Below are 17,120 nucleotides of genomic sequence, written 5' to 3' on the forward strand. Positions count from 1 at the left end.
TGGAGGTTGCCCAGCGGGTGGAGGATTACGCTCCTAGATGACTGTGCACCATATCCAAGTCTTTCTTCAGCTGAATTCTCAGGTTGGAAATGAGCTTCTTCGAATTCTCTCCCAGCGGCATTCCGGGGCGGAATAGCAGCAAACTGCTGAATTTGACATCGATCCCGAACCGCCTTACCTCCAGGCCTCGATCCAGATAATCGACCACGGAAATGGGGCTAACAAAACCGACTCCCACTCCTCGAAGCGCTAACTCACAGATGGCGTGGCCATAGGGCGTTTCGATCCGTAAGTTGAGTGCAACGTTAGCCGCTTGCAGTGCGTCCTCCAAGCGCAACCGGCTGCTATCTTCCGGATTAAGGGCTAGAAAATCATGGTCTGGCAGGTCAGTCGGATCGATCACGGTCTTGTGTGCCAATGGATGTCCCTTCGGCATCACAATCACCCCAGGCACGTCGAGAAACGCGGAGTGCTCCAGTCCCATCACTGGCATCTCGTCAGCCATCAGCCCGAAATCGCACTGCCCGGACGATATCTCCTGATGAACCTCGCGGCTGCTGAGTACCTTAAGGGAGACGCGGAGGTTTCGAGTCGCTAGATCGAAGCTGGCCAGCGCACGAGGCATAAATGCGTTGCCTAGTGCAGGATGCGCAGCAACCGTAAGTCGATCCGTGCCGTAATTTCGCAAGCTCTTCATCCGGTGCTCGATTGCCTCCATGCCTACAAAAACTCTCTCGACATCGACCATCAGGGCTTGGGCTTCTTGGGTTGGTACTAGACGCCCACGGATGCGATGGAACAGCGCAAATCCAGCATTGCTTTCCAGCTTTCGAATGGCCTGGCTGACTGCTGGCTGGGAAACGCCCAGCATGCTGGCGGCTTTGCTAGTGCTGCCAGCATTCATGACAACCCTGAAGGCTTCGATTTCGCGGAGATTCATAGGGGTCTATAACCTTTGCTTATTGACTTAATAATTCAAAATATAGCCACACCGTTTTTCCTATCGCAAGATGTGATCCACCAATATTGACATCGCAGGGCGCGTTGAATGAAGTATATGGATCACGCTGGAAACCCATTTGCCAGCCTATCACCCACAGTCTGGCGGGGCTCCACAGTCGTCTTCGACACCTTTGAAGACTTCGTCTCTCGTAAAGAGCGTCAACCCGACGGCTACAGCTACGGTATCACCGGCACCCCAACCGCTCGCGGCCTTGAGCGTCGAATCGCGGATCTTGAGGGCGCAAAGCACTGCGTGCTCATGCCTTCTGGGGCATCGGCCCTGATCACGACGGTCATGGCTTTTGTTAGGGCAGGGGATCACCTTTTAATCTCAGAGTCATGCTATGGCTCACTCAAAACCTTCTCCCGGCAATGGCTTGCTAACATGGGCGTGGATGTGGAGTTTTATCCGCCCACCATCGATGCTGAAATTGAAGCGCTGATTCGTCCCAACACCAAGATGATCTGCATGGAAGCCCCAGGCACTGTCACGATGGAAATGCAGGACATTGCTGCGATCACCGAAATCGCCAAGCGTCATGGTGTGCTGACCATGCTGGACAACACCTGGGCCAGCCCTTTGTTCTTTCGGGGCATTGAGCACGGTGTTGATTTTGTTGTTCAAGCAGCTACTAAGTACTTCAGTGGCCACTCAGATGTCCTCATGGGAAGCGTCAGCCTTGATAACTTCGAGCTCTACGGTGCGCTTCGAGAAGCGCAGAGCATTTTCGGTCAAGCTGTAAGCCCTGATGACTGCTTCTTGGTCGAGCGAGGGCTGCAGACCTATGCATTGCGCCTCAAGGAGCAGGGGCATAAAGCACTGCGCATTGCGAGATGGCTGGAAACGGTGCCTGAAGTCAAGGAGGTATTGTATCCCCCGCTAGAAAGCCATCCTGGGCATGAGATCTGGAAGAGACATTTCAAAGGCCCAGGTTGCTTGTTCTCGTTTGTACTGCAAGCACCTCCTAGCGAAGAACAATTTGGTGTGTTCTTCAACGCATTGAAAAAGTTTCCGATCGGTGCAAGTTGGGGGGGCACGCACAGTCTGATTGCGTATTACCCAGCAAGCCAACAAGCCACGAGGCGCTTCTCGCCTACCGATCAATCCATTATCCGCGTGTCCATCGGGCTAGAAGACGAAGAAGTTCTACGGGAAGACCTTCAACAGGCAATCGCTGCGTATTCCCGAATACTCTATTGATGCAAATCTTGCGACTGATAAGATTGCGATGAAATTTAATCCTGCCATAAGCAGCAGAGTTTCTGCACTATAATATAGGATGAATATTAATGAAGCAGTTCACTACGTGTGTCGTTTTGGGTGTTGCGATGTTGTGCGGTGTTTCGATGAGCGCTTGTGCTGAAGACTCGTTGAAGGTCATTAAAGAGCGTGGTGTCATTCGAGTCGCTAACACCCAATCGAGTCCGCCTTGGAGCTACTTGGGGGAGGATAATAATGCTGCTGGCTATGATGTCGCTATTGCAAAAGAAGTGGCAAAGCGTATAGGGGTGCCGAAAGTCGAGTTTGTAGCGGACAGTTTTAAGAATTTCGTCGAGGGGTTGAAAACAGATAAATACGATGTGGTCATGAACGACGTGACACCCACCGAAGAGCGTCGTAAGCAGGTCGATTTTGCAAACCCGTATGGTGTCGAGCAGTTCTATATTTTTGTCAAAGAGAACAACGATTCCATCAAAAGCATCAAGGACATGCCAGGGAACTCTGTAGGCGTGACCTCTGGCAGTAGCAACGAAACGTGGGCTCGCAAGCATATGACGTCGTCAGATATTCGTGCGTATGAAAATGGCGGTCTACTGTTCAACGATTTGGCCATTGGCCGAGTTGATGGCGTGCTCTCTTCCCTTTTTAGTGGTGAGAAATTCAAAAAAACCAATAATTTACCCATCAAAGCGGTTGGCGAGCCGCTGACCTATCAGTTGTCGGCACCCGTAGTCGCGAAGGGTAAGGACTCTTTGCGAGATGCCATCAGCAGTGCGATCGATAGCATGGTCAAGGACGGCACGGTTGACGCATATTCAGCCAAGTGGATTGGTACGAACTACCACATGACTAGAGGCATCGATGCAGCACTGGCTGAGCTAGCCGAGGACAAATGATATGTGGGATCTGTTCCTTCGCTCGTTGCCTCTATTGCAGACGGCGTTTCTAATGACGCTGGGTTTGGGCTTTGCTTCGTTCGTGCTTGGCTGCGTGCTGGGCTTGGCCATCGCGCTGCTCCGAAACTCCCAGGGTCGGATACTGAGAACCATTGCATTCGCTTATGTATCCATTTTCCGTGGTACACCGCTGCTGGTGCAGATGCTGCTGATCTACTTCGGTCTACCTCATTACGGAATCGTCGTGAGCCCGATACCCTCAGCCTTGATTGCACTGAGTTTGTTCGCAGCCGCTTACCTGAGTGAGATTTTTCGCTCAGGTATCAACTCCGTCGATCCTGGGCAGTGGGAAGCTGCCGACTCCATGAGCATGGGCTATTGGGTTTGCTTACGTAGAATCATTCTCCCGCAGGCATTTCGAATTGCGCTCCCGCCGATGGGCAGCCGGCTGATCGCGCTTATTAAGGACACGTCCCTGGCATCAACGATCACCGTTATGGAACTCACTCGTGTGGCGGAGCAGGTAGGTGCCGCTACCTTCAAATACATGGAAATGTTTGTGATGGTAGGCGCCATGTACTGGGTAGTGAATCAGCTACTGACAATTCTACAAACCTGGCTGGAAGGTCGCTGGACGAGGCATATGCGATGAGCAATCCGAAAATACGTGTCAGTGGTCTGCGTAAGTCGTTTGGCTCACTGAATGTCCTTCATCAGATTGACCTCGAGGTGAATAGCGGCGAGGTTGTAGTAGTTCTGGGGCCATCCGGATCGGGTAAAACTACGTTGCTCCGCTCGCTCAATTTGTTGGAGAAGCCAGACGGAGGGAGCCTCGAAGTCTGTGGCCATCGTGTCGAAGTTGGGGTGGGCGGTAAGCTCGATAGCGAGTCCAAGCGCCAGATAAAGCTGCTCAGACGAAAAACCGCGATGGTCTTTCAATCCTTCAACCTTTTTCCGCACATGACGGCTCTGCAGAATGTGGCCGAAGGCCTCATCAGTATCAAGAAAATCGCAAAAGCTGAGGCTTATGCGCGTGCACGGACATTGCTTGCAAAGGTAGGCCTTGAAAGCAAGGAGCAGAGCTATCCTGCAAAGCTGTCTGGAGGGCAGAAGCAGCGGGTGGCTATTGCGCGCGGCTTGGCAATGGAACCTGAGGTGATTTTCTTCGACGAGCCCACATCTGCGCTGGATCCCGAACTTCGAGATGAAGTCCTTTCGGTCATGAGGTCATTGGCTAGCTCAGGGATGACAATGCTGGTGGTAACCCACGAGCTTCGTTTTGCTCGTGAGGCTGCTGATCGAATCGTGTTCATGGAGCATGGAGTAGTGGTGGCAGACGAGCCACCCGAAAGCTTCTTCAACAGTCCTAATGAGCGGATCCAGAAGTTTCTCTGCCGGTATTGAGATCACAACACAATTGCTCGAGCTCAGGGGCCACTTACAGTCTAGCGATTGTGAGGAGGCCCCTCATTGCTGCCTAGACCTTTTACCCCGCGTCAGTCGACCAGGGCTGGCGGGGCTTAATCAACAGCTTCGACGCTCATGAGGCATTTGAAGACTGGCTGTTGAGGTCGTGCCTGAGCAGGTTGATCAGTGAGCAAGATCGTGATGATCCCTGCTCATCCCCGTTTTCAACAGACGTCCGTCTGAAGCATCCCCCATTCTAATTTCACCGAGAAATCCGCACGGCTCTACCAGTGGCGCGCAGCCGTCGACTTTGAGATACCCAGCATCCTGGCGGTCTCCGCTTTCGAGTGGCCAAGGGATTTCAATCGCTGAACTTCATCGCGCAATTTTCCCGCTTCGATGACGCGAGGATGAGGCGCGGTTTGATCGTCGATCGAGAGCGGCTGGTCAAGCGCATCAACAGCCTGCAGTTCAGTGCGGACAAGCTCCAACAGCTCCGCCGGAGGCATTTTTTCGCTAGCCCCGTACGTCAATGCAATAAGAGTGAGGGGATGGATTTTCAGCAGGCCGGCGATTTCATCGAGGCGTTGCAGTGTGACGCTCGACTCGCTCCTTTCAAGCCGAGAGACGTGCGACTGGGACACGCCCCCCTCGAAATCTGTCTGGAAGACTTGGCGTCGAAGGCGCATGAATTTGAGTGCTGAAGCAAAAGCTTGCCGGAGCATGAGTATCCCGTACCGGAAATCCCACTATATGCCGCGTTTGCGCAGTTCGACTCAAACCCTTATAGTAATTCCAGTGGCGCCTCTGGTTGTGTGTGCCCTTGCGCTCACCTGGGCAGCAGCTTCATCACTGTCTAAGGCGTGTCGCATCACATGATGCGCGCTCAATACTCTGCTAAATCCTCCCTAGAGGTGGCGAGTGGCGAGTACGTTCTCAAGCGACGTCAATTTTCTGGGAAAACGTTTAGTCCGTTCCTGCCAGCCTGATCCGGAGAGCCGTTGTTGACATGAGAGTGAAAAGCTACTCAGACCTGCACTTAGAGTTCTCGAAACGGCCTCCACTCGACGTGGACGACGCTGACGTAGGTCTCGTGATCTGGGCGGGAGACATACATACCAGAGGGAGCAGCGTGGCTTGGGCCCAGAACACCTTCACATCGCGGATGGCCGTTAGCGGCAACCATGAATTTTACAGATCGGTGAGTCTTTGGACGTACGCATAGTCATGTTGACTTGACTTTTGATGGCTGCCGAATAGTGAGTAATCCTCGCGGTTATCCAAAGGAAGGCTGTGGTTTTGATCCAGTTTGTACTGTTGAGATTTAAATTAGTGCTGAGAGCGCAATGTATAACTATCGGGAAAAATTAGCTGAGGCGGCTCAGCAACAATTCAGCCATCCAGTGACGGGCTTTTTATTAGATGCCCGCCTCAAGGATAAGGGCGTGAGGGGTGCGGTTTTTAATGACGCCTGCAATCGCTTTGAAGACGGAGACACCTTTACAACAAGCGCAGTTCAAGAGGTGCGTCAAGAGCATGGTTACACTTTATACATTACGGAAAATGGTTCCTGTTACGTAGCCGTGAGCCACATGCTCTTCATTGAAGATGTTATCGACGGCGTGCCTCAGGCGTTGATCCTGCGTGCAGGCTGACCGGGGCTCCCGACCTAGTGCCCAAGGCTCCTGGAAAAATCGCAGCTCTGCATGATTAAGGAAAAATGCATGTCTGATCTAAAAAAAATGGTTGTCACTATCAAGAACTATGATCTCCAAGCTGTCGGTGATCTTGATGAGCTTTATAGTCGCGTGCGGCTGGAGGATTAGCAAGTCAATACGTTCTACTTTAAGCAAGTTGTAGTACCTAAGTATCTTAGAGGGCACGGAGCCATGGCTAAAGATGTCCCGCGAACCTGGTGTTTCAAGCATGTGGCAAAAAATCTATTGTCCTAATCGCTTATGAAAAAGTTAATGGTAAAGTTGAATATGATCTCGATGATTTTCGGGTCATTGCACGGGCGACGGTCTTAAAAGGAATTGTGGTTGCGCTGCTCTCTATTCCTGGCGGAGTTATCGCTGCTACAGCGACACTTGGGCTAGGTTTGATAATTATCCCGATGGGGGTTTATTACGGCTATCGCAATGTGTTCAGGCTTCCAAAAATGTTGAGTCGGAAAAAATTGATTGATGAATTCTCAGCGTTTGGTATCTCCGTACGCTGATAGCCTAGGGAAGCAGCTATTTCCTGCAGGGCCCCCGCTTCGCTGGATGCACCAGAGAGCCAATTAGCCTGTCGATACGGAGACCTGGCGATACGATGCGAATCACAATCTACTCAGATCTTCATTTGGAGTTCGCTGAATTCCGTCCTCCCGCCACGGGTGCTGATCTGGTCGTATTGGCCGGCGACATCTCAGTGCGTGGCCGCGGAGTAGACTGGGCGAACGGCAATTTCAAATGTCAGGTGATCTACGTCTGCGGCAATCACGAGTTCTACAAGGGCCATCTAGACCGGACGTTCACAAAAATGCGTGATTCGGCTGCTGAGCACGTGCACGTCCTAGAAAACCAAATCCTGATCATCGGTAACACGCGTTTTCTGGCCGCTACAGCTTGGACGGACTACACGGCTACGGGCGACTACAGAGCGGCGATGAGGGTCTGTGCGGAGTGGATGACCGACTTCAAGAGGATCCGCATCGGAGAGGGCTACAGCAAGCTTCGTCCCGTCGACCTCATCGCTCGAAATATCGCGACACGCGAGTTCCTGGCTACCGAATTGGCGAAGGACTTTGATGGCAATACTGTCGTTGTAACCCACCATTGCCCCATCCAGGATGTCGCCGGCGAGGGTCACGAAGGGCATCTCGGCGCGGCGTACTTCAATCAGTGGCATGATCTGGTCGCTCAGGCTGATGTCTGGGTTTTTGGTCACACTCATCAAGCAGTCGACACGGTTGTTGCAGGCTGCCGAGTGGTATCGAACCCGCGAGGTTATCCTCGCGAGCCTACTGGTTTCTCGCCTGATTTCACCATCGAAATCTAACCATTCATGTGACGATTTTTGAGCGTTTCCCAGCGGTGCCGTATCGGAGATATCGATACCTGATCTGGCGCGCTTGACCTCCTAAACGTTCACCGAAATCAATCAGGGTAACAACTCTAATTTGCTGAAAATGTAGGGCGGCCTCGGACAAACTTTCCAAAAAGCGACATTACTTTTATAGATGCGACATCCTGTCCACCCCCCCCTCTTGAAAATTTTTAAGCGAGACGGAGTTCTTATATTTGAGAGCAAGAGAAAAGCTGCGGTGCCTGAGCCTCGCCGCTCTGTCAGGAAAAATCCGCTCTGCTTTTCGCTTTTCTGCTCTGGCCTTTGCTCTTGATGTTGATCTGAAGGTATTCGGTTTTCCAGCCGGATGCGTCAGCCGGCAGGCCGCGGGGGAGGGGGAGATCGGTACTTCGGCGGCAAGGCCGCCGCTTTCGCTTTGACTCCAAAACGAAGCTTCTACAAGCAAAAAAATTTTGAGTCGGGCACAGGGCCTGAAGACGGATCACTCCGTCCAAAATTTGCGAGATGTTAAGCTCGATCCAGTTGATGCCAATGAATGGAGTTCTTGAAATGGCAGGCGTTGTGCCAGAGATTCTTGATGCACTCAATGATGTGTGGGGCGTACCGCCATCCAGCGGTGGTTTTTTTTCTGAGCCGGCGTTCAAGCGGCTAGAAAAGGTATGCAGCGATCAATACGAGCAAGGCAAGCACAGTTTTGGCTTGCCGTTTGCGCTGAGTAACGCATTGAGATCTCTCGGGGCTCCATGCAGTCAGACTTCAGACCGGATAAACGACACAGGCGACATAGCTGAAGCCGCGAGCAAGCTTGATGCGGCTTTTGGGCAGACGAAAGCGCGTCGCATCTACATCTGCCCACTCAATTACGCGGAAGATATCCCATCCTTAGCGTTTGGGGCCGCCAAGCTGGGAAGGTTTAAACCAGCTGAGTTGGAGCTTCTCTTTGACAAGATCAGGCTCGCAAGGCATTACCCAAGTCACGCACTTGATACCGCAAGACTTTGTCAGTTTCACTGGCTGGTGATCGAAGAAACTGTGGCTGTCCCAACCAGTGCAGGGCAACGTGCTTTGCCGGACTTCTCAACGTTCATGGAAAGAGACAGTGGTGCGATCAACCCTCATGAAAGCCGTTTCCCCACTGCGGTGGAGAGGGTGCTTTTCTTCCTCCTGCTAGCACCCTGGGAGGAGTGGTCAACCATGAATGAAGAGAGCTGGCGTGGCTTCGAAATGCCCTGGGTGTACTGCCGAACGGATGATATTTTCGATTCACCTAGCCGACCACCGGATCCTGATAGCCTCGCATGGGAACCTTTCATCTACGACGATGAGGGGGGAGAAGCAGTCGAGATAGAACGTCCCATTGAGTTTCCCCTGACCGCCTCTGCGACTCGCGAGATGTCCCAGTTCTGTGAGGAACGATGGGTAAGCTTCCAACAGGCTCTCGATTCAGAGCTGCTGAAGCCTCCGGTCATGCATTTTTTGGTCAGGGCGTTTCTAGCCGATGGCATTGACGAGTTCATGGCGCACCTGACCTCCATTGAAGCGGCTTTAGGGCTTCAGGGAGATCACAACCCAAACGAGCGAAAGCTGCATCATAAAAACCTTGGGGCAACCAAGCGGGTTGGTACTCGATTGGCCGCCTTGCTGGATGATGCCACCGCTCTGGGCATTTACGCGGACTTGTACCACCTGCGAAGTGCCTTCATACACGGAAGAGGTGGGATTGAGAGGATCCCCACTCAGAAGCGCGTTGAAGCTCGACGTCTGGCTGCTGCCTGTGCAGCGGCGCTTGTGGAACAGGCAACTCGCAGTTCGCAGGACAGGGAGAGCTTTCTTCGAGGGTTGCTGGACAAGGGCGTACAGCTAAGGGGTACGTAGCCAACACGCACATGTGCTCGGAGCTGGGGCTCGGTTGATTTGTCCCGTAGTGAGTTCAAGCTCTTGCACTGTGTTCCTGTCGGGGGAATACACAGGGTAACGATACTCTTCGAGCGCAACGGCGAATTGGTGATTGAGGCTGCCATGAAACCTAGTTCCGGGGGGGGCTATCTCTCCAGCAGATAATGAACACCCTGACGAGCTTCTCGCGCTAATTCGTGCATATCGAAACCCAGCATTACCCCACCGCGTTTCACCAACTTTCCGTTAGCAATGACGTTGGTCACGTCTGCTGGCGTAGCAGATTGAACAACCGAGGCGACAGGATCGATGACGGGAATCATGCCGATATTTCGAGTACTGATCATGATCAGATCCGCTCGCTTACCGACAGTGATGGAACCGGTCTTATCGCCCCATCCCATGATGTCAGCGGCCCCTTGCGTTGCCCAGTGAAGTACATCACGCGCGGTCATTGCCTGCTCGTCACCGGTGCTAGCGACGGCAAGGTTCAAACAGGTTTGCATCAGCATGAACGGGTTCGCATTGCCTCCGAGCACTAGGGTGAGCGTCTGGATCGGGTACGGGAACTCGGTGACGCAAGCGTTCCGTTCGGGTTCGATATTCAGCCATGATCTTCAGCGACGACGCGCCTGGATTTGAGAGGCAGCTTCACCGTCATTTCCTGCGGGAGCAGGTGAACAAGGTCAACCCACGTAAGGCATTCTTCCGCATCGGTTTGCCTGCTATTCGGGCTGAGCTTGAGCAGCTCGGTGCAGAACCGCAGTGGACGATGAGCGCCAAGGCAATCGAGTACAGAGAGACTCAACGCATCGAGCAACAGATCATTGAGAACCCAGCGATTGCTGCGGAGTGGACGCGCCATCAGATCGAGGCAGAGGAAGCCATTGAGCAGGTGGAGGAGGAGGCTTTGGCTTCCACCTAAGTTATCGAGTAATGGCGATTATGCGCGGCTCATTATTGGCACGGGTAGGTTATGCTCGACACGATTGCTTTCGCCCTGGAGAAACTCTGCAATGGTTGCCTTTTCGAGCGCCTACATCCAAATCAACCGCACCTTCCATGAGCTGGCGTTTGACCCTGAGGATGACGACAACACCGCGCTCGGAAGGCGTTCGCTCAATCGTCAGCCGCTGCAATGGCAAGAGCTACTGTCGCATCACCGTGTCGTGATCCTGTCTGAGGCAGGCTCCGGGAAGACTCAGGAAATTCGCCACGTGGCCCGTATGCTTCGAGATGAAGGCAAGCATGCATTCTTCATCAGGTTGGAGCACGTGAGATCGGACATCGAAGACGCTTTCGAAGAGGGTGATTACGCTGAATTTCAAGCCTGGGTAAGCTCTGGAGAGGAGGGGTGGCTACTGCTCGACTCTGTTGACGAATCCCGCTTACGCGATCCCAAAGATTTTGAGATTGCAGTTAAGCGAATTGGTCGCTTGATCGCTCCGGTCGCACAATCAGCACATGTGATCTTGACGGGGCGCAGCACAGCTTGGCGCGCAAAATCCGATTATTTCCTGTGCCATCAGTACTTGCCTTACAAGGCAATCGTTACCGATGTTGAGCAAGATGATCAAGATCTGAACGTTGCCAGCAAACCTAAACACCAGGCGTCTCCATTTCTAATCGTCAGCCTCGAAGACATTCATGGCAAACAAATGGAGGCGTTCTTAGTAGGCAAGGGGGTGAAGGACATCCGCGCGTTTCTGAACGCGGTGGAGCGGGCTGATGCCTCAGATCTGACAACCCGGCCTCAAGATCTCACTGAGCTCATCGAGTACTGGCAAGCCAATCACAAAATAGGCTCGAGGCTGGAATTGATGAAGTCCAGCATTGCACGCCGACTGCTGGAAGCCAATCCGGATCAATCCGCGCTGAAGCCAATCGCTCTGGAAACGCTCAGAGAAGGTGCACAGATTGTTGCTGCCGCTTGCACGCTGGGCCAGGAGTCGGCAATCCGCGTGCCCGATGGGGTTGATAATCGAAGAGGCATCCCCGTTCGAGATGTTCTGCCAAAGTGGGACGATGCTCAATGTGAGATTCTGCTTAGCCGACCAATTTTCGAGCAGGGCATCTACGGGACAGTTCGATTCCACCATCGCTCTGTACGTGAGTTCCTGACGGCAGAATGGCTGGGCCGGCTCATCGTCAGTGACGCGTCGCGCATGCAGATAGAGAAGCTCTTCTTCCGAGCACAGTATGGGATCGAAGTCATCGTGCCCACAATGCGCCCCATTTTGCCCTGGCTTGCAATTCTTGATAGTCGCATCTTGGAGCGAGTCGTTCGACTAGCACCGGAGGTGCTCCTGGAGGGAGGTGACCCTAGCCAGCTGCCACTTGAGGCACGTAGTTTGATTTTGCGTCAGCTCTGTGAGCGAATGAGTGGGCCTACTAACACTTTGTCATTCAATGAATATGCCGCCGCGCAGCGCTTTGCAAACGAGGATTTGACCGGAGACATCAAAGCGCTTCTGGCCGATTACGGTGAAGATGGTGATATAGCGGGCTTTTTGCTCCGCATGATCTGGCAGGGCGAGCTTCGAGGGGCAGCAGCTGAAGCCAAAGCCTTTGCGTTGAATTCTCGAGAAAAGTACACCCGGATCTCAGCCATCCACGCGCTTTCAGTGGTGGGTACAGATGCTGACCGAAAAGAGGTTCGTGATGCTGCTCTCTTGGAGAGCGAGGACATTGACCGGGAATGGATCGCCGCGCTTGTCCAAGACTTACCCGTGGATGATCGCTCGATCGAGTGGCTTGTGGAAGCGGTTAAACGGGCTGCCAAGCCCTCACGATACTCCTCGGATCGGCTTACGAGGGTGCTGCCAGAATATCTCTCTCAAGTTCCGCTTGATCGCCTAAGCATGCTTGCGGCCCGATTCAACGAGCTCCTTGAAGTCCCGCCTGTCAGGGACAAAGTCTACTGTCGCATCTCCAAGCGATACGTCTGGTTACTCGCGCCTGCAGGCCTCATAGCTCACCGTCTAATCGAGGCGCGTGAACCGGGCTCCCTTGATCCTGCGGTTCTGTCCATTCTAAGAAAAATTCCCAGAGCAAGAAATTACGGAGAGGGTAATGTTTCGCCGGTAAACGAGCGCTTGAGGGAGTGCGTCCCGCAATGGACGGAGCTCAACTATCAGCTCTTCTGGCAGGATGTGGCAACGTCAAGAGCTGAAAAAGCTTCTGCTGGAGAGAGGCTAAGCGAGTACTGGCAGGTGGACGAGCACAGCAGTTACTGCAGCTTTGATAACCAGTGTTTCGATGCATTTTGCGCCGACATTACGCGGCGCCCGTTGCTGGATGACAAGCTGATCGCGCTTGGCATGGCTTATCGGTGGCATCAGCAAACGGAAAGCCCGGTAGATTCACTCCAGCAGTTACAGAAACTCAGTCATGGGCAGGTGGAACTGGAGGAAAGACTCCAGGAATATCTTCAGCCTGCCGTTGACTACGCTGCCAAGTGGGAGCAGCAGCAAGCCGAGCAGACACGGAGAGCCGAAAGACGCGCCCTGAAACAGGCAAATCGGGAACGGAAGTGGCAGAAGCATCTCACTGCGAACGTGGCTCTGCTGTCCGAGCCATTGCATCCCGGAGAAGCGACCAACGACCAAGCCTATCTTCTCAGGGTTATGCAGGACGCCAGCACTGATTCTCTCCACTGGGCCGATGGGAATTGGACTGCGCTAATCCCAATGTTTGGAGAAGAGGTGGCGCGTGCCTTTCGAAAGGGGGCGATGGGCTTTTGGCGCGGCTACCGTCCAAAGCTTCGCTCTGAAGGGGCGGCACCGGGCTCCGTGACTACAGAGGTCGTACTTGGGCTTGTGGGTCTCAGTATTGGGGCTACAGAAGAAGCTGATGCGTTGAATCACCTCAGTCCTGCGGATGCAGCATTAGCCGTACGATATGCGCTTCTTGAGCTCAATGGCTTCCCCACTTGGTTCTCAGTGCTGCATGACCTCCACCCTGAAACCGTCACTGAGTTGGTGTTTGGGGAGATAGTGTACGAACTGGAAGCGAAGGCTTCGGACGCGCCAAAAAACGATGTCATCCAGAAGGTGGCCTGGCACACCCCTTGGATGTTCAATCACCTCGCGCCCATGATTCTAGAGCGCCTCAAAAAGCCATTCTCAGATTCTTCGGGCCTTAGTGAACTGTTCGCAATCTTGAAGGAGTCATCACTCGAGGATTCCTCCATTGCGGCGCTAGCGGCTGTGAATGCTGTAGCAGCCAAAGATTTTGATACTGAATCGGCGTGGTACGCACTCTGGGTGGGAACTGATCCAGGCGTTGCAGTCCCAGCGTTGAGTTCACGTCTTGTACAGATCGTTGAGGCCGACAAATCTGCATTTGCAATGCGCTTCCTGGTTGCATTGATGGGCACCTTCCGGGGCGACAAGGGCTCAAGGCAAGCCTTCAAGACCGTTGAGCACCTCAAAGCCCTCTTCTTGCTCATGCATCAACACGTAAAGGTCGAGGAGGACATTGATCGCACGGGTGGGGGTGTTTATTCCCCTGGTCTGAGAGATGACGCACAGCATGCAAGAGATGCGCTGTTCTCTGAAATCCGGGCGATCCCCGGGAAGGAGGCATACCTTGCGCTGATGGAGATCTCTCTCAAACACCCTTCCGAACAACACCGGCCTTGGGCCGAGTCCTGGGCAAAGAGCAAGGCTACAGCCGACGCGGATATTTCGGCATGGACACCCCTTCAGGTCGCCAATTTCGACAAGCAATTGGAGTGCACGCCGACAAATCATCGCGATCTTTGGTACCTCGCTGTTGATCGGCTCGAAAACCTCAAGCGAGATCTTGAGGACGGAGACGCCAGTATTGCTGAGGTTCTGAAACGAGTAGTGCTTGAGACAGAGATGCGAAACTACATCGGCGACTGGTGCCGTCAGCATGCGGGGGCGCGATACATCATTCCACAAGAAGAAGAGCTCGCCGATGCCAAAAGGCCGGATCTTCGCTTCCATGCGGGCGCCGGCATAGGGCCGGTACCGGCGGAGCTGAAGCTTGCCGAAAAATGGACTGGGCCGAAGCTTTTTGAGCGGCTAGATGCACAGTTATGCGGTGACTACCTACGAGATAGGCGATCCAGCCGAGGGATCTTCCTTCTCGTCCATCAAGGCGAGAAAGCAAACTCGAAATGGACATTACCGGACAGTGGGCGAAGGGTAGGCTTTGTGGAGCTTATTGAAGCTCTACAGACCCATTGGTCGGTTTTAGCTAGCCGTTACCCACACGTGGAAGATATCCGAGTCATCGGCATTGATCTCACAAAACGTCGCGGAGATCAGGTAGCTGAGAAGAAGCCCGAGAAACCAGCGCGTGCAAAAAAAGCCTCGACTGGTGCTGGCAAGGCGGTCAAGCAACCGAGGAAGCCCAGATCCTAGGTAAGCCGTCATAGTGTGCCTGCTCGTCAGTCAGCCAATGGTAGGCTACGGCTGCCGCTGCATGGGGGGTCGTGCTGCTCTAGGGCAAAGTCCGCACTCCAAGGCTTCGTGGATTAGATGGAGATTGTCGGCTGAGGTCAGACTGATTTGGGATAATCAATGGAGTACAAGGATGTACTGGCTAGGCCCATTTGAATACGCCTCAAAGCAGGCTCTGCTGGATCGCTTGAAGCACTTCATTAGGACTGCTGATGCCGGGCGAATTACCCATCCCTTGGCCGATCAAAAACTGCGATTGCTACTGGCACTGCACCCAGATGCAGAACGTAAGATTGGCATTGGAGTTGATCATTTTTGCCTTGAGAGAAACACGCTAGCAGGACGAGGTCTGCGTCTAGTCCGCGTCGATGAGAGTGTCGATAGCTTCTCCTACAAGCGCTGTATCACGGGTGTACAGCAGTCGCACCACGGGAAGGTCTGTGAAGCATTGCGCTTCGCAGTAAGGCCACAAATGGACAGCTTCCGCGCTGGTCTTCAGTGGCCCATCTACTGCGCAATCACAGGTGATGAAATAGTCCACCCCAACGATCTGCACGTCGACCATAAGATTCCCTTTTGGCGGCTCTTGGAAGAGTTCTGTAGGGCCTACCAGGTTGACCTGCGCACCCTAGAAGTGATCGGCAATGGGATGTGCCTCGCGCTTACAGACTGTGAGATACAAATGGCCTTTGTGGACTTTCACCTGCACCACGCCCAGCTCCAGCCAACCAGAATGCAAGCTAATGTAAAGAAGGGAGGTAGGCTTCAGCGATGAGCGAGGAACCAGCCATGATGGTACGAGTGCGACAGTCGCTACTCCCCGATGATCCAATGTACAAGCAGGCTGTAGATGCCATGAAGAAATACGACCAAGCCAAAGCTGATGGTCTCTCCGACGCAGAGTTGGAGCGACTTCGCCGTGAGGCCGAGTACGCGTTCCAGGCCGTCACTGACTACCAGCTCGAAATGCTCGGTGGCCCATCACCTATACGCCACTAGCCAGCAAAGGCTGCGGCTGCCGACTTCATACGGTAGGTAGGCGGCTGTCATGTTGTCAGAAATTGCTCTAGCCCAGGATCTGGGACTTCCTCAAGCGCAGCGGCTAGCGCTTCTAGGGCATCGGTCAGACGGGCATCCTCGCGTGCGTCTCCGCTATTGGGAGCAAACTGTTGGCAGTGCCGCAGCAGAGCGTCACGGTCGTTGTGGTTTAGATCCAGCTGGATGTACATGACGATTCCGAAATGGTTGAGCTGCATTCAGTGCCCTGGAGATCAAGGACGCTTTGGCAGAGTATTGTGCGCCGATTGAAAGCCGTGAGGGCAGGTCATTGAAGGTTGAGCAGGAGAGCACTGTCTGGTTGTGCGCCGCCGCGCATTATCGTGAGTATCTCGCAGCGATAGTGAGTGATGCAGTGATCAGCTACCGCCGAGAACCTGGCCTAGACAGTTTGACACGCATTTACAAACAGGATGTGGGAGCCGCGGCATTTGCAGTGCTCGAGCGCGTCTTACCGAACGCTAATGTGCCGCGTACAGATAGCAGTTATATCCACATCCGGCAGCAGCTCCGGTCTCATGTGAGTGGGCACGTGCTGAAACGCCTCGTGGATGATGAGGCCGCGCCTGCTGAGCTTAGGGATGGGCTGTTTGCGATTGATCTTGGGCTTTAATCACAAACGAACCCACGTTGCCTATTCAACGAAGTGCAGCTCAGTTTGAGATGATGGGTAAGCTTGCGTCCGCCGGCGGGCTCGGGCAGCTCTTGTTGCGCAGACGGCGGGCAGCGACGAGATCCCTAACCCCTTGAGCGCATCGTTGGCGTCCAAGTCTGCAATGTCAGCTTTGAGTCTCTGTAATAGGGTATCAATGGGTTCACCGCGCTCTACGCTCAACGTCAGTGTGAACAGTGTGAACAGTGTGAGAGGGCTGAGTCCCAGGGCATCACTGATGACCGTCAGCTTGTCGACCGTTGGACTTGATCGCCCCTGTTCCAGTTTCGACATATACCCCCGACTGCTGGCTTTAGCCATGTGCTTATGCGTCAGCCCGCGGCTTACTCGCATTGCTTTGAGTACAGTGGCGAAACCTGTTTTGAGCGACATGCATGCTCCTGGCCAAATATGGGCAAGAAGGGCTCCCACATACTGGACTGCCCCACAAAAGTTGGACAGTTTCAGCTAGCAGCCTTGAGGCC

The 17,120-nt window shown here is 53.6% G+C and carries 14 protein-coding genes and 1 pseudogene; 11 read left to right on the forward strand and 4 right to left on the reverse strand.

Annotated features, from left to right (window positions below; all coding sequences use genetic code 11):
- Positions 1-25: 25 nt before the first annotated feature.
- The gene (locus tag IAE33_RS21490; RefSeq protein WP_201165010.1) at positions 26-940 is read right to left on the reverse strand and encodes a LysR substrate-binding domain-containing protein; all 915 of its coding nucleotides are present in this window, start codon (positions 938-940) and stop codon (positions 26-28) included.
- Positions 941-1,048: 108 nt separating this feature from the next.
- Here IAE33_RS21490 and metC point away from each other — a divergent pair, with 108 nt between their 5' ends.
- The 4 genes from metC (at position 1,049) to IAE33_RS21510 (ending at position 4,524) form a co-directional block, all read left to right on the forward strand.
- The gene (metC, locus tag IAE33_RS21495) at positions 1,049-2,203 is read left to right on the forward strand and encodes a cystathionine beta-lyase (protein ID WP_117139589.1); all 1,155 of its coding nucleotides are present in this window, start codon (positions 1,049-1,051) and stop codon (positions 2,201-2,203) included.
- A gap of 89 nt (positions 2,204-2,292) precedes the next feature.
- Positions 2,293-3,120 carry a transporter substrate-binding domain-containing protein gene (locus IAE33_RS21500; protein WP_201165012.1) on the forward strand — a complete coding sequence of 276 codons (828 nt, stop codon included), beginning with the start codon at positions 2,293-2,295 and terminating at the stop codon, positions 3,118-3,120.
- Between the two features lies 1 nt (position 3,121).
- Entirely contained in the window at positions 3,122-3,772 is a 651-nt protein-coding gene (locus IAE33_RS21505; RefSeq protein WP_201165014.1) for an amino acid ABC transporter permease, read from the forward strand.
- Positions 3,769-4,524, forward strand: a complete 756-nt coding sequence (locus IAE33_RS21510) for an amino acid ABC transporter ATP-binding protein (RefSeq protein WP_117139586.1) — start codon at positions 3,769-3,771, stop codon at positions 4,522-4,524. The genes IAE33_RS21505 and IAE33_RS21510 overlap by 4 nt, the downstream gene beginning before the upstream one ends.
- Positions 4,525-4,811: 287 nt before the next feature.
- Here the strand turns inward: IAE33_RS21510 and IAE33_RS21515 are convergent, their stop codons facing one another.
- Positions 4,812-5,252, reverse strand: coding sequence for a transcriptional regulator (locus IAE33_RS21515; RefSeq protein WP_117139638.1), 441 nt, complete (start codon positions 5,250-5,252; stop codon positions 4,812-4,814).
- Positions 5,253-5,873: 621 nt separating this feature from the next.
- Between IAE33_RS21515 and IAE33_RS21520 the strand changes: the two genes are divergently transcribed.
- The 4 genes and pseudogenes from IAE33_RS21520 (at position 5,874) to IAE33_RS21535 (ending at position 9,474) form a co-directional block, all read left to right on the forward strand.
- Positions 5,874-6,182 carry a hypothetical protein gene (locus IAE33_RS21520; RefSeq protein WP_117140661.1) on the forward strand — a complete coding sequence of 103 codons (309 nt, stop codon included), beginning with the start codon at positions 5,874-5,876 and terminating at the stop codon, positions 6,180-6,182.
- Between the two features lie 69 nt (positions 6,183-6,251).
- Positions 6,252-6,748, forward strand: a pseudogene (locus IAE33_RS21525) (hypothetical protein).
- Positions 6,749-6,843: 95 nt separating this feature from the next.
- Positions 6,844-7,572, forward strand: coding sequence for a metallophosphoesterase family protein (locus IAE33_RS21530; protein WP_201165016.1), 729 nt, complete (start codon positions 6,844-6,846; stop codon positions 7,570-7,572).
- A 531-nt stretch (positions 7,573-8,103) separates the two neighbouring features.
- Entirely contained in the window at positions 8,104-9,474 is a 1,371-nt protein-coding gene (locus IAE33_RS21535; protein ID WP_201165018.1) for a hypothetical protein, read from the forward strand.
- A gap of 167 nt (positions 9,475-9,641) precedes the next feature.
- On the opposite strand, the gene IAE33_RS21540 is transcribed toward IAE33_RS21535, so the two are convergent.
- Positions 9,642-10,034: an amidohydrolase family protein gene (locus IAE33_RS21540; protein WP_272940244.1), complete on the reverse strand. Its 393-nt coding sequence runs from the start codon at positions 10,032-10,034 to the stop codon at positions 9,642-9,644.
- A 71-nt stretch (positions 10,035-10,105) separates the two neighbouring features.
- Here IAE33_RS21540 and IAE33_RS21545 point away from each other — a divergent pair, with 71 nt between their 5' ends.
- The 3 genes from IAE33_RS21545 (at position 10,106) to IAE33_RS21555 (ending at position 15,702) form a co-directional block, all read left to right on the forward strand.
- Entirely contained in the window at positions 10,106-10,420 is a 315-nt protein-coding gene (locus IAE33_RS21545) for a hypothetical protein (RefSeq protein ID WP_328804900.1), read from the forward strand.
- 91 nt (positions 10,421-10,511) lie between these two features.
- Positions 10,512-14,888 carry an NACHT domain-containing protein gene (locus tag IAE33_RS21550; protein ID WP_201165020.1) on the forward strand — a complete coding sequence of 1,459 codons (4,377 nt, stop codon included), beginning with the start codon at positions 10,512-10,514 and terminating at the stop codon, positions 14,886-14,888.
- A gap of 172 nt (positions 14,889-15,060) precedes the next feature.
- Complete coding sequence (locus IAE33_RS21555; RefSeq protein ID WP_201165022.1) at positions 15,061-15,702, forward strand: DUF3223 domain-containing protein; 642 nt, start codon at positions 15,061-15,063, stop codon at positions 15,700-15,702.
- A 915-nt stretch (positions 15,703-16,617) separates the two neighbouring features.
- On the opposite strand, the gene IAE33_RS21560 is transcribed toward IAE33_RS21555, so the two are convergent.
- Positions 16,618-17,028 carry a helix-turn-helix domain-containing protein gene (locus IAE33_RS21560; RefSeq protein WP_201165023.1) on the reverse strand — a complete coding sequence of 137 codons (411 nt, stop codon included), beginning with the start codon at positions 17,026-17,028 and terminating at the stop codon, positions 16,618-16,620.
- Between the last annotated feature and the right edge of the window lie 92 nt (positions 17,029-17,120).

Origin of the sequence: Pseudomonas sp. S60, from assembly GCF_016647865.1 — a bacterium.
GTDB lineage: Bacteria > Pseudomonadota > Gammaproteobacteria > Pseudomonadales > Pseudomonadaceae > Aquipseudomonas > Aquipseudomonas parafulva.